At 63.9% G+C, this 12,994-nt stretch carries 12 protein-coding genes; 3 read left to right on the top strand and 9 right to left on the bottom strand.

What is annotated here, in order from left to right; genetic code table 11:
• Positions 1–25: 25 nt before the first annotated feature.
• Complete coding sequence (locus G4G71_RS00200; RefSeq protein ID WP_169934932.1) at positions 26–1,555, bottom strand: NCS1 family nucleobase:cation symporter-1; 1,530 nt, start codon at positions 1,553–1,555, stop codon at positions 26–28.
• A 444-nt stretch (positions 1,556–1,999) separates the two neighbouring features.
• On the bottom strand, positions 2,000–4,177 hold the full coding sequence (locus G4G71_RS00195) for a malate synthase G (RefSeq protein ID WP_169934931.1): 2,178 nt from the start codon (positions 4,175–4,177) through the stop codon (positions 2,000–2,002).
• A 294-nt stretch (positions 4,178–4,471) separates the two neighbouring features.
• On the opposite strand from G4G71_RS00195, the gene G4G71_RS00190 reads away from it, so the two are divergent.
• Entirely contained in the window at positions 4,472–4,921 is a 450-nt protein-coding gene (locus G4G71_RS00190) for a GNAT family N-acetyltransferase (RefSeq protein WP_169934930.1), read from the top strand.
• A 19-nt stretch (positions 4,922–4,940) separates the two neighbouring features.
• Positions 4,941–5,459 carry a glycine cleavage system transcriptional repressor gene (locus tag G4G71_RS00185; RefSeq protein WP_024763639.1) on the top strand — a complete coding sequence of 173 codons (519 nt, stop codon included), beginning with the start codon at positions 4,941–4,943 and terminating at the stop codon, positions 5,457–5,459.
• 647 nt (positions 5,460–6,106) lie between these two features.
• Here G4G71_RS00185 and rarD read toward each other — a convergent pair.
• The 7 genes from rarD to G4G71_RS00150 form a co-directional block, all read right to left on the bottom strand.
• Positions 6,107–6,994 (bottom strand): EamA family transporter RarD, encoded by an 888-nt coding sequence (gene rarD, locus G4G71_RS00180; protein WP_169934929.1) that lies wholly within the window; start codon positions 6,992–6,994, stop codon positions 6,107–6,109.
• 131 nt (positions 6,995–7,125) lie between these two features.
• Entirely contained in the window at positions 7,126–8,124 is a 999-nt protein-coding gene (locus tag G4G71_RS00175) for a lysozyme inhibitor LprI family protein (RefSeq protein ID WP_169934928.1), read from the bottom strand.
• A 56-nt stretch (positions 8,125–8,180) separates the two neighbouring features.
• Positions 8,181–9,155, bottom strand: coding sequence for a serine/threonine protein kinase (locus G4G71_RS00170; protein ID WP_169934927.1), 975 nt, complete (start codon positions 9,153–9,155; stop codon positions 8,181–8,183).
• A 68-nt stretch (positions 9,156–9,223) separates the two neighbouring features.
• The gene (locus tag G4G71_RS00165) at positions 9,224–9,595 is read right to left on the bottom strand and encodes a type 2 periplasmic-binding domain-containing protein (protein ID WP_169934926.1); all 372 of its coding nucleotides are present in this window, start codon (positions 9,593–9,595) and stop codon (positions 9,224–9,226) included.
• A gap of 100 nt (positions 9,596–9,695) precedes the next feature.
• The gene (locus tag G4G71_RS00160; RefSeq protein ID WP_169934925.1) at positions 9,696–10,460 is read right to left on the bottom strand and encodes a TOBE domain-containing protein; all 765 of its coding nucleotides are present in this window, start codon (positions 10,458–10,460) and stop codon (positions 9,696–9,698) included.
• A gap of 93 nt (positions 10,461–10,553) precedes the next feature.
• Positions 10,554–11,276 (bottom strand): ComF family protein, encoded by a 723-nt coding sequence (locus tag G4G71_RS00155; RefSeq protein ID WP_169934924.1) that lies wholly within the window; start codon positions 11,274–11,276, stop codon positions 10,554–10,556.
• A gap of 24 nt (positions 11,277–11,300) precedes the next feature.
• The gene (locus G4G71_RS00150; RefSeq protein WP_024763634.1) at positions 11,301–11,594 is read right to left on the bottom strand and encodes a hypothetical protein; all 294 of its coding nucleotides are present in this window, start codon (positions 11,592–11,594) and stop codon (positions 11,301–11,303) included.
• A gap of 243 nt (positions 11,595–11,837) precedes the next feature.
• Between G4G71_RS00150 and bioB the strand changes: the two genes are divergently transcribed.
• Positions 11,838–12,896, top strand: coding sequence for a biotin synthase BioB (gene bioB, locus G4G71_RS00145; RefSeq protein ID WP_138525334.1), 1,059 nt, complete (start codon positions 11,838–11,840; stop codon positions 12,894–12,896).
• The last annotated feature ends 98 nt before the right edge of the window (positions 12,897–12,994 follow it).

The raw sequence follows: 12,994 nt of genomic DNA, 5'->3' as shown, positions 1-12,994 counted from the left end.
GCGGCCTTGTCGTTTATCCACAACCTCAATGATGCGCAGCGTCCACTGCGATGGATTCGCCGCAGACGTCCACATGGCTGCGCTTGCGATCGGCGAGGGCGAAGTGGATCAGCGCACCGAGCCCGGCGCCGAAGAACCAGGAGAAATGCGACAGCTTTTCGAACGCCGGCACCAGCGCGAGGACGATGGCGATCAGCGCGGCGGGGACGAACGCCGCCACCGCGCGCAGGTTGACCCCGCCGCTGAAGTGATAGGCCGCCTCGCGGCTTTCGCTGTAGAGCTCCGGCAGGTTCACCCGGCCACGGCGCACCAGGTAGTAGTCGGTGACCATGATCCCGTACAGCGGGCCGAGCAGTGCGCCCAGGCCGCCGAGGAAGTACACGATCACCGCCGGGCTGTTGTACAGGTGCCACGGCAGGATCAGCACGGCGATGGTGGCACTGAGCAGGCCGGCGCGGCGGAAGTTCAGCAGGTTCGGCGCGAGGTTGGTCAGCACGTAGGCCGGGGCGACGAAGTTGGCCATGATGTTCACCGCCACGGTGACGATCAGGAAGGCCAGGCAGGCCAGCACCAGGCCGAAGGTGTTGGGGATGGCGGCGACGATCTCGGTGGGGTTCTGCACCAGCTTGCCGTCGATGCTGAACTGCGCGCCGGCCAGCACCACGGCGATCAGCGCGAAGCCCAGCATGTTCACCGGCAGGCCCCAGAAGTTGCCGACGCTGATGGTGCGGCGGTCCGGACAATTGCGGGTGAAGTCGCAGAAGTTGAGGATCATGGTGCCGTACAGCGAGACCCACAATGCGGCGGCGCCCAGCACCTTGAGCCACATCGTCGAGCCGGTCGGCGCGTTACCGCTGGACCAGGCAATCGACAGCCCGGCACGCCAGTACATCCAGCCGGCGAGGCTGGCGAAGGCGACGAGGATGATCGGGCCGGCAAAGGATTCGTAGCGGCGCACCATCTCCATGCCGTAGGCGAAGATCACCAACTGAACGCACCAGATGCCGAGGAAGGTGATCCAGCCAAGGCTCGACAGGCCGAGGATCGAATCCTGGTCGTAGGCCGCAAGACTCGGTGCAATGGCGGTGAGCAGCACGCGCAGGACTACCGAGGCGAGGTAGGTCTGGATGCCGAACCAGGCGATGGCGATCACCGCGCGGATCAGCGCCGGCACCTGGGCGCCGTGGATGCCGAAGCTGATGCGGCACATCACCGGGTAGGGCAGGCCGGTCTTCTGGCCCATGTAGCCGGAGAGGTTCATCAGCCCGTAGATCACCAGCGCGCCGAGGGCGAAGGCGGCGAGGATCTGCGCGCCGCTCATGCCCAGCGCGAACAGGCCGATGGCGAAGGAGTAGTTGGCGATGTTGTGCACATCGTTGGTCCACAGCGCGAACAGGCTGTAGCGCCCCCAACTACGGCCAGCAGCCTTGGTCGGCGCCAAGTCGGCGCTGTACAGACGCGGGCTCAGGGTTGGCGCGGTCGGCCGGGCGGCGGCCGCGCTATCAGCAGATTGGATGGGGGTAACGCCGGACAGGTGCGTGGGACTGCTGGTCATGGGCTACTCGGCTTTGTATGCACGGCTTTTTGTGGTTTGTGTGCAAAAGCCAATTCCGTGCCAGCCCGGTTCTCCTTGCAGTCCCGGTGGATTTTCCACTTTCTTGGGAATCGAGCAGAGCCCTTGCTTGGTGCGGCTTTGCCAGGTATCCAGGGGGTCGCGAAATAATTTTTCCATAGCAATCATTGACTTGAGAGTCAGCTCTTGCCTGTGTGGAAAATAAGCGGATTGGGGATTTTGTACACAATAATTGTGCACAGGCGTTACGTATGGGGTTCGAAGTGGCCCAAAGGCAATCGCGGACAGAGTCCGCTCCTACGCGGAAGCTACCCGTTTGCGTAGGAGCGGGCTCTGTCCGCGATCGGCTGGGAACGGCGCAAATCCCAACCGGTAGCCATAAAAAACCGCCCCGAAGGGCGGTTCTTTCAACGCTTGGCGAAGCTCTTACAGGCCGTTCTTGGCCTTGAACTCGCGACGGCGGCGGTGCAGGACCGGCTCGGTGTAGCCGTTGGGCTGCTTGGCGCCTTCGATGACCAGTTCCAGCGCGGCCTGGAAGGCCACGTTGTCGTCGAAGTTCGGCGCCATCGGGCGGTACTGGGCGTCACCGGCGTTCTGGCGATCTACCACCGGCGCCATGCGCTTGAGGCTTTCCAGCACCTGCTCTTCGGTCACTACGCCGTGGCGCAGCCAGTTGGCCAGCAGCTGGCTGGAGATGCGCAGGGTGGCGCGGTCTTCCATCAGGCCGACGTCGTTGATGTCCGGCACTTTGGAGCAGCCAACGCCCTGGTCGATCCAGCGCACTACATAGCCGAGGATGCCCTGGGAGTTGTTGTCCAGCTCGTTCTTGATCTCTTCCGCGCTCCAGTTGGTGTTCGGGGCGAGCGGAATGGTCAGGATGTCGTCCACCGAAGCTGGTGCGCGCTTGGCCAGTTCGGCCTGACGGGCGAACACGTCGACCTTGTGGTAGTGCAGCGCGTGCAGTGTGGCGGCGGTCGGCGACGGAACCCAGGCGGTGTTGGCGCCAGCCAGCGGGTGAGCGATCTTCTGCTCGAGCATGGCGGCCATCAGGTCGGGCATGGCCCACATGCCTTTGCCGATCTGCGCCTTGCCCTGCAGCCCAGTAGCCAGGCCGACGTCGACGTTGTTGTTCTCGTAGGAGCCGATCCACTTCTCGGTCTTCATGGCGCCCTTGCGCACCATGGCGCCGGCTTCCATGGAGGTGTGGATCTCGTCACCGGTGCGGTCGAGGAAGCCGGTATTGATGAACACCACGCGCTCGGCGGCGGCCTTGATGCAGGCCTTCAGGTTAACGGTGGTGCGGCGCTCTTCGTCCATGATGCCGACTTTCAGCGTGTTGCGCGGCAGGCCCAGCAGGTCCTCGACGCGGCTGAAGATCTCGGCGGCGAAGGCGACTTCTTCCGGACCGTGCATTTTCGGCTTGACGATGTAGACGCTGCCGGTGCGGCTGTTCTTGCGGGAAGCGCTGCCGTTCAGGTTGTGAATGGCGATCAGGCTGGTGAACAGGCCGTCCTGGATGCCTTCGGGCACTTCGTTGCCCTGGGCGTCGAGGATCGCCGGGTTGGTCATCAGGTGGCCAACGTTACGGATGAACAGCAGCGAACGGCCATGCAGGCTCAGCTCGGAACCGTCGGCCCTGGTGTAGACGCGGTCCGGGTTCATGGTACGGGTGAAGGTGCTGCCGCCCTTGGAGACCTGCTCGGCGAGGTCGCCTTTCATCAGGCCCAGCCAGTTGCGGTAGACCACGACCTTGTCGTCGGCATCGACGGCGGCCACGGAGTCTTCGCAGTCCATGATGGTGGTCAGCGCGGACTCCATCAGGACGTCTTTCACGCCAGCGGCGTCGGTCTGGCCGATCGGGCTGGTGGGGTCGATCTGGATTTCGAAGTGCAGGCCGTTGTGCTTGAGCAGCACGGCTTTCGGCTTGGCGGCTTCGCCCTGGAAGGCGAGGAACTGAGCGGCGTTCTTCAGGCCGGTCTCGCTGCCATTCTTCAGGGTCACGGCCAGGGCGCCGTTCTTCACGACATAGGCGGTGGCGTCGACGTGGGAGCCGGATTCCAGCGCGGCGGCTTCGTCGAGGAAGGCGCGGGCGAAGGCGATGACCTTGTCACCACGGACCTTGTTGTAGCCCTTGCCCTTCTCGGCGCCGTTCTCTTCGCTGATGGCGTCGGTGCCGTAGAGTGCGTCGTACAGCGAGCCCCAGCGGGCGTTCGCGGCGTTCAGGGCGAAGCGGGCATTCATGACCGGTACGACCAGCTGCGGGCCGGCCATGCGGGCGATTTCTTCGTCGACGTTCTGGGTGCTGGCCTGGAAGTCGGCCGGCTCGGGCAGCAGGTAACCGATTTCCTGCAGGAAGGCCTTGTAGGCGGCCGCGTCATGCGGCTGGCCGGCGCGGGCCTGGTGCCAGCCATCGACCTTCGCCTGGATCTCGTCGCGCTTGGCGAGCAGGGCCTTGTTCTTGGGGGCCAGGTCGTTGATTACGGTTTCGACACCTGCCCAGAACTTGCCGGCGTCGATGCCGGTGCCGGGAATGGCTTCGTTGTTTACGAAGTCGAACAGGACTTTGGCGACCTGCAGGCCACCGACTTGAACGCGTTCAGTCATTGCTTGCCTCACTCTGCTCAGGACCAGCTCTGGACACAGGCAAAACGCCTTGTAGTCCGAGCCGCGGAATACTACATGATGCCGTGGGAAAAATCAGTGGGCTAGCGTCGCGGTTAGACCAAAGTACGCATATCAGTCACGTAGCAGGTCATATGTTCGCAAAAATCTTCTGGATTGTTCCAGATAAATCTTAAAACTGTACACGGATAACCCGTTTGGGTACCTGTGGCAGCCCGTCGCAGCCGGCTAACCTCGCCGTGCCTATACTGCTTCTTCCCTCTTGGAGAATCCCGCATGTCCGTGACGCTTGCCACCCCCAATGATCTGGATGACCTGGTTCCGCTGTTTTCCGGCTACCTCGATTTCTACGAAGTGCCCGCGCCCCACGCGAAAATTCGTGAGTACCTCCAGGCGCGCATCGGCAGCGGCCAATCCACGGTCTTCATCGCCCGCAGCATCGATGGGCTGGCGGTAGGCTTCGTGCAGCTGTACCCCTTCTTCGCCTCCCTGGCGCTGCAGGCGTCGTGGCTGGTCAGCGACCTCTACGTGCTGCCCGCCGCGCGCCGCGATGGTTATGGCGAAGCGCTGATGAACGCCGCTCGCGCCCACGGCGAAAGCTCCGGTGCCTGCGGCCTGATGCTGGAGACGGCGAAGACCAATCACGCCGGCCAGTCGCTGTACGAGCGCCTGGGCTACAAGCGGGACGACAAGTTCTACACCTATTGGCTGGACCTCACGGCCTAGCCCTTCGCGGAGACTGCTCATGGACCACCTCGTATTGACCGTCATCGCCCAGGACCAGCCCGGCCTGGTGGAGCGCGTGGCCAAATGCATCGCTGCCCACGGTGGCAACTGGCTGGAAAGCCGCATGTCGCGCATGGCCGGGCAGTTCGCCGGGATTCTCCGCGTGGCGGTGCCCGCCGAGGGTTATGACGAACTGGTGGAAGGCCTGCAGGAGCTGAGCGAGCACGGTATCCGTGTGCTGCTGGCGGAAAGCGGTATCGAGCCGGCCTGCAACTGGAAGCCGATCCATCTCGACCTGGTGGGCAACGACCGCCCCGGCATCGTCCGCGACATCACCCAGCTGCTGGCCGAGCATGGCGTGAACCTGGAGAGCTTGACCACCGAGGTACTGCCCGCGCCCATGAGCAGCGAGCCGCTGTTCCACGCGGAGGCACTGCTGGCCGTGCCACTGACCCTGCCGCTGGAAACCCTGCAAGGAAAGCTGGAAGAACTGGCCGACGACCTGATGGTGGAACTGAATTTCCACAGCGGGGAGTAACAGCTCTGCTCTGATCCTCCGTCTTGTGGAAAAACCTGTGGGCTCTCTGTTGATGAATTGACGGAGGGCCCATTTTATTTGGGCATGGCGCCAACCCGTTTATCCACTTCCTGCCTTGAATCTGTGCACAGATCGCGGGGATCGCGCCGTGGGCATTCTGTTGATAACTGTCTGCGGTGCACTGTTTTCGGGGGCTTGATGGTGCTGCTTGTTTTTTGTACAGCAGAGGCTCAGTGAAAACAGTGCTCCGAACCTTCCAGACGTTGTGCACAAATCCACTGGAAGAGTCTGTGGAGAAGCCGTTCATGGAACGCTACAGATGGCGCCGCTTCTGGCGTCCAGAGAGTTGTCCACTTTCTGATCGGGCGGCTCTCGCTCATCCACACGAAGCGGGGATCAGCCTGTGGAAAAGTCGGGGGAATGTTCTTGCAGACCAGAGGGGGCGCGGACTCTATGGATTTGATCAGATATTGATCGGTCGGCATTCTGCCGCCGCAGAAATAGGCAGTGAGAGGAGCGGGCTGGGGCCGGTTGTGGAAGAAACGAGCGTTATCCCCGCAATCGCGGGATAGAGCTGTGGACAATCTGCTGGTGACTGCCTGCAAGCCACAGCTGGTGTGGCTTGCAGGCGGTGGATCAATTAATGATCAGTCGCCGCGGGAGAGGCGATACCAGATGTCCACGCTGTACACGACCAGACCCGCCCAGATGCAGCACAGGGAGATCAGGCGCGTGGTGTCCAGGTGCTCGCCGAACAGCAGGATCGCCTGCAGCAGCACGAGGGTTGGCGCCAGGTATTGCAGGAAGCCCAGGGTGGCGTAGGGGAGGTGGCGTGCGGCGGCGTTGAAGCACACCAGCGGCACCAGGGTGATCGGGCCGGCGGCGGCGAGCCAGAGGGCGTCCTTGGTGGTCCAGAAGTCCGCGTGCACGCTGGGGCCGTCGGCGAACAGCACGAGGTAGCCGATCGCCAGTGGCAGCAGGATCCAGGTTTCCACCACCAGCCCCGGCAGCGCGGCTACCGGCGCCTGCTTGCGGATCAGCCCGTAGAAGCCGAAGGTCAGCGCCAGCGCCAGTGATACCCAGGGCAGGCTGCCCAGTTGCCACAGCTGTTGGGCCACACCCAGCGCGGCGAGGCCGACAGCGACCCACTGCAGCGGGCGCAGGCGCTCGCGCAGGATCACCAGGCCCAGCAGCACGTTGATCAGCGGGTTGATGTAGTAACCCAGGCTGGCCTCGATCATGTGACCGTTGTTCACCGCCCAGACGTAGACCAGCCAGTTGCTGGCAATGAGCAGCCCGCTGGCGGTGAGCACGGCGATGCGCTTGGGATTCTCGCGCAGTTCGCGCCACCAGCCGGGATGCTTCCAGACCAGTAACAGCAGGGCGCCGAACACCGCGGACCAGATGGCGCGATGGGTGATGATTTCCAGGGCGGGGATGCGTTCGAGCAGCTTGAAGTAGATTGGGAAGAGCCCCCAGATGACATAGGCAGTCAAGCCCAGGGCGTAGCCCCGGCGGGGATTGGCGATGGCCATGGAACATCCTTGGTTAGGCAGCTAATGAGTGGCTGCACAATTCTAGGGCGCTCGCGAAGGCTTGTCTGTGCCGCCACATGAGTTGCCGAGCCAGGGCCGACTATTGCGCGTAACGTTGGCTTTACGGCGCACTACTGGTCGCCGTAGAGCTCCTTGAACGGAACCTTGCGCGATGAGGTGGTCTGCCACTTTCCGTCGACGAGCTCCTCCGTGCCCAGCAGCACCATTTCTGGTTCGCCACTTCCGCCGGCAGCGTCCTCGATTTCGCGTTTCACGGCGAGCGGCTGGTTGGCTTTGACGATGTACTCGCTCTTCTCGTGGTAGCAGCAGCCGCTCTTGGCAAAGGTGATGAGCCGCTTACGCTTGCTGTCGACATCGAAGAACCCCAGGTTCTCCAGCGTCAGGTCGCTCAATTCGGGGCTGTGGATAAAGCGCTGGCGCGGTGCATCGAAGAGGAATACGTCGTAGCTGGGCCCGCCGTAGGAGCCACGATTGCCATTCTGCACAGCGAAGTCCGGCTGGCCGTCGAAATTGAAGTCGCCGCTATTGATCACACCCTGGTAGTCGTAGAGCCGGGCCGAGTTCACCAGCGGTTCGCCATTGTCCTGTCGAGTGAGGAAGACATTGGGCAGGTAGATCGCCTGCATCACGTGGTTGCTGCCCTTGCGCTGGATGCCGAGATAGGCCGGGCCCTCGCAGGTCTGCTCTGCGCAGGGCTGCATGTCGAGGAGGAAGTCGTAGCCTGGAGCGGCGTTGCCGATACGCAATGCCAGTTTCCAGTCGTGACCCTGTGGAGCGGCGTTGGTGGCGGGGCCGAGGTTCTCCAGCCGTTCGCGATAGGCGTCGCTCAGGCAGTCGGCTATTTCATCGACCGCTTCGCAGCGTTGACGGACCGCTCGGAGCCAGGCGCGCTGGGAGGTCTTGAGTGCGGTCGTGTTCTGCTCGGTATCGCCCAGATGCGCGCGGTAGGAGGCGTTCAACTGGTCATCCAGCGCAGACAGATCGCCGTTTGCGCAAATGGCTTCTTCCATCGGCGATCTGGCCTTCCGGCAATCGAAGCTGGCCGCCAGCGCCGGCATCAGGCCGGTCGCCAGACCGGCAGCAAGGATCAGTAAGAGGTGCAGTTTCATGGTGTTTCTTCCTTGAAGTGGCGCGATACCGAACGCTCCTGCGTCGGTGTGCCGAATCAGAACAACCGCAACGGCTCTTCATCCAGCGCCGCCAACTGCTCGCGCAGCACCAGCACCTGCTCGCCCCAGTAACGTTCACTGCCGAACCAGGGGAAGCTCGGCGGGAACGCCGGGTCGTCCCAGCGGCGCGCCAGCCAGGCGCTGTAGTGCATCAGGCGCAGCGAGCGCAGGCCTTCGATCAGCGGCAGTTCGCGCGGGTCGAAATCGTGGAATTCCTGGTAGCCGTCTACCAGCTCGGAAAGCTGGCCCAGGCGCTCGTGGCGCTCGCCGGCGAGCATCATCCACAGGTCCTGCACAGCCGGGCCCATGCGGCAGTCGTCGAGGTCGACGACGTGGAAGGTGTCGTCGCGGCACAGCAGGTTGCCGGGATGGCAATCCCCGTGCATGCGGATAGGCGTGTATTTCACGCGGGCGTACAGGTCATCGACTTTTTTCAGCAGGTCGCGGGCCACGGATTCATAGGCCGGCAGCAGGCTTTTCGGGACGAAATTGCCTTCCAGCAGAGTGGCCAGGGACTCGTGCCCGAAGTTCCGCGGCGTCAGTGCCTCGCGGTGCTCGAAGGGGCGATTGGCGCCCACGGCGTGCAGGCGACCGAGCAGCTGGCCGAGGCGATAGAGCTGATCGAGGTTGCCCGGCTCCGGCGCGCGACCGCCACGGCGGGGGAACAGGGTGAAGCGGAAGCCGGCGTGCTCGAAAAGGGTCTGACCCTCATGTACCAGCGGCGCCACTACCGGGACTTCGCACTCGGCCAGTTCAGCGGAGAAGGTGTGTTCCTCGAGGATCGCCTCGCTGGTCCAGCGCCCGGGGCGGTAGAACTTGGCGATCAGCGGCTCGCTGTCCTCGATGCCCACCTGGTAGACGCGGTTCTCGTAGCTGTTGAGCGCAAGAACACGGGCGTCGCTGAGAAAACCGATGCTTTCCACTGCATCCAGTACCAGATCGGGCGTGAGGTCGGAAAAAGGATGAGACATGGCGACGATCCGGCAGTGGTAAAGCTGCCTAGTGTACCCAGTCCACCGTCAATGGGTGGGAAGTCGCCTCAGTGGTCGGCGCAGTGCTTGCTCAGGTAGTCGACGAAGTCCGTAGCCAGCGCACGGCGCTCGCCTTTCACCAGGGTCAGTCTCTGCATCGAACGGGCCTTGCACTCGATCGCTTGGGACGGCCTGGCCGTGTTGTGCAGCGGCGTCAGCAGCAGGTCGTAGGGCGTGCCCTGGCGCACCTGCTCGGTGAGTTCGCTTTCGCTGCCACCGATCAGCAGGACCTTGTTGCGCGTCTCGATCTGGTACTGATCCACCAGTGGCTCCAGCGTCGACATCAGCTCGTTGCTGGCGCCGACGCGCAAGACGTCGGGGCCGGCCTGGCTGGCGAAAGGCACGAGCAGCAGGGCGAGCAGCAGAAGTGGGCGGCGCATAGTGGGCTCCAATTGGCCGAAGCCCGCCCGGCATGGGCGGGACTCTGAAGGCTATTGGAGCGCGGCGCGGCGGCGTGGGGCTTGATATGCGGCAGGGAAACTACAGCGGCGTGCCGAGGATCACCTGCGCCGGGGAGAACTGTGCGCGCACCGGCGAGCCGGCTTTCAGGCCGAGGATCTCGATGCGCTCCGGGTCGGTCAGGGCGCAGAGCATCTGCCCGCTGGGCAGCTGGATGCGCACTTCGCTGGGCCCGTCGTCGGCTTCGCGGATGTCGTCGATGTGCCCTTCCAGGGCATTCAGCCCTTCCGGGCAAGGGATGTGCGGGAGGTCGACATAGAGCCAGCCGGCCTTCATCAGGGCGACCACCGGAACGCCATCGGCCAGCTCCAGCTTCTCGGTGCTTTCGCGGGTGACCCGCGCCTGAATGCGCGAGCCGCCGGGCAGCTCGATGCTGATCAGGTCATTCAGCCCGGACGCCTCCACCGCGCTAACGTGCCCGTGCAACTGGTTGCGCGCACTGGTGCGCATCATCAGGCGGCCGATCAGTTCCAGGTCGGCCTGGTGTTCGACGTGCTCGACGATGTGTTCGCGCAGCGCTTCCAGGCGCTGGTAGAGCGCCAGCAGGCGTTCGCCCTCGACCGTCAGGCGCGCACCGCCGCCGCCCTTGCCGCCGACGCTGCGTTCCACCAGCGGGCGGTCGGAGAGGTTGTTCAGTTCGTCGATGGCGTCCCAGGCGGTCTTGTAGCTCATCCCCGCGGCCTTGGCGGCGTGGGTGATCGAGCCGAGCTGGGCAATCTGTGCCAGCAGGGCGATGCGCTGCGGGCGACGGGTAACGTGCTGGGTCAACAGGCTGAGGGTGGTCATGGTTCCGCGGGTACTTATTGGTATGCAGGGAGGCTCCGTTGCTGGCGGGCAAAACGCAAGGGGCAGATGCCAGGAATGTGGCCGAACGGTCGTCTATTCCGGGGCCGGCGTGCGCGCCAGGCAGTAGACGTCCACCCGCCTGGCTCCCGCGCGGCGCAGCAGGCGGGCGATGCGTTCGGCGGTGGCGCCGGTGGTCAGCACGTCATCCACCAGCGCCAGGTGCAGGCCTTCGACCATGGCGCCGTCGGCCAGGACGAAGGCATTGCGCAGGTTGCGCTTGCGGGTGGCGGCATCGAGGCCTTGCTGTGCCGGGGTGTCCTGCGTGCGCAGCACCAGGCGGTTATCCACAGGCACACCGAGGGGGTCGGCGATCCAGTCGGCCAGCAGGGCGGCCTGGTTGAAGCCGCGCTGGCGTTCGCGCCGGCGGGACAGTGGCACGGGGACCAGGCGATCCGGCCGTGGCAGCCCCTCGTCGAAGGCGTGCAGCAGATGGCGCGCCAGTATCTGGCCGAGCAAGCGGCCCAGCGGTGCGTTTGCCTGATGCTTGAAGCGGGTGATCAGCGCATCGACGGGAAAGCCGTAGCGCAACGGCGTTTCCACTTTCTGGAAAGCCGGTGCTCGGCGCAGGCATTGGCCGCAGGCGAGATCGAGGGTCGGCAGGGGTAGCGCACAGATCACGCAGTGGCCGGCGAGCCAGGGCAGATCGTCGTCACAACCCGCGCACAGCGGCAGCACGGCCGGTTCCGCCGTTCCACCGCAAAGCAGGCATTGCACGCGTAGGCGCCACCAGATGGGGCGCCATTGAAGCAACCGCATTCCGCCCTCCGTAGGGCGGCGCCGTCAGTGGATCAGCCAGCTCAGGACCACCAGGCCCAGTACCGTCCAGATCAGCCCGCCGAAGATCGAGCGCCGCAGGAAGGCGCGGATGCCACTGTAGAGCAGCAGCAGGCCGATGAAGAGCAGGACGAAGCTGAAGATCGAGACGTCGATTCCCACAGCGCGTGCCAGGCCGTGGAAGAAGTCGTCCATGGCGCGCCAGAGGCCGCCGAGTACGCCCGACAGCAGATCGACGATGAAGCGGATGGCCTTGCCGGCCATCTGGCCAAGGCCGTCGAAGAATCCTTCTGTTCCCATCTGGGTAATGACTCCTGAGTGTGCTGTCTGGTTGGAGCGGCAAATGGCCGGATCGGTTCAGAGACAGCAGTCACCTGCTGCATGTTGATGGTCAATAAATGATCACTTGTCGACCTGTGTCGCGAGGGTGGTTGACAGCGTCACAGCTCCACATATGATGCCTTGAGCCTGATTTCCCCGGTGGCGCGCCGCCGGGGCACCTTAGACAAGAGGCGCGCCCCCAAGCGTCGAAGGACTTTGCCGATGAGTGCCACCGCAGCCCAAGTAACCCGCCACGACTGGACCCTTGCCGAAGTCCGCGCCCTGTTCGAACAGCCGTTCAACGACCTGCTGTTCCAGGCGCAGACCCTGCACCGCGCGCATTTCGATCCGAATCGCGTGCAGGTTTCCACGCTGCTGTCGATCAAGACCGGTGCCTGCCCGGAAGACTGCAAGTATTGCCCGCAGTCCGGCCACTACAACACCGGCCTGGACAAGGAAAAGCTGATGGAAGTGCAGAAGGTGCTGCAGGCCGCTGCCGAGGCCAAGGCCATCGGCTCGACCCGCTTCTGCATGGGCGCCGCCTGGAAGCACCCCTCCGCCAAGGACATGCCCTACGTGCTGGAAATGGTGAAGGGCGTGAAGAAGCTCGGCCTGGAAACCTGCATGACCCTGGGCAAGCTGACCCAGGAGCAGACCCAGTCCCTGGCCGAAGCGGGCCTGGACTACTACAACCACAACCTCGATACCTCGCCGGAGTTCTACGGCAACATCATCACCACCCGCACCTACAGCGAGCGCCTGCAGACCCTGGCGTACGTGCGCGAGGCGGGGATGAAGATATGCTCCGGCGGCATCCTCGGCATGGGCGAGTCGGTGGACGACCGCGCCGGCCTGCTGATCCAGTTGGCCAACTTGCCCGAGCACCCGGAGTCGGTGCCGATCAACATGCTGGTCAAGGTGAAAGGCACTCCGCTGGCCGAAGAGAAGGACGTCGATCCGTTCGATTTCATTCGCACCCTGGCGGTCGCCCGGATCATGATGCCGAAATCCCATGTGCGCCTGTCCGCCGGCCGCGAGCAGATGAACGAGCAGATGCAGGCCCTGGCCTTCATGGCTGGCGCCAACTCGATCTTCTACGGCGAGAAACTGCTGACCACCACCAACCCGCAGGCCGAGAAGGACATGCAGCTGTTCGCGCGTCTGGGCATCAAGCCCGAGGAGCGCGAGGAACACGCCGACGAGGTGCACCAGGCCGCCATCGAGCAGGCGTTGGTGGAACAACGCGACTCCCAGCTGTTCTATAACGCGGCTTCGGCCTGATAGAGCCGCTTTTCTTCATGTAGGAGCGAGCTTGCTCGCGAACCGTCCGCGCATCGATATGGCCGGGAAAAGTGTTCGCGAGCAAGCTCGCTCCTACA

Origin of the sequence: Pseudomonas multiresinivorans (assembly GCF_012971725.1) — a bacterium.
Taxonomy (GTDB): Bacteria; Pseudomonadota; Gammaproteobacteria; order Pseudomonadales; family Pseudomonadaceae; genus Pseudomonas; species Pseudomonas multiresinivorans.
This window is presented reverse-complemented; position numbering and strand designations above follow the sequence as displayed.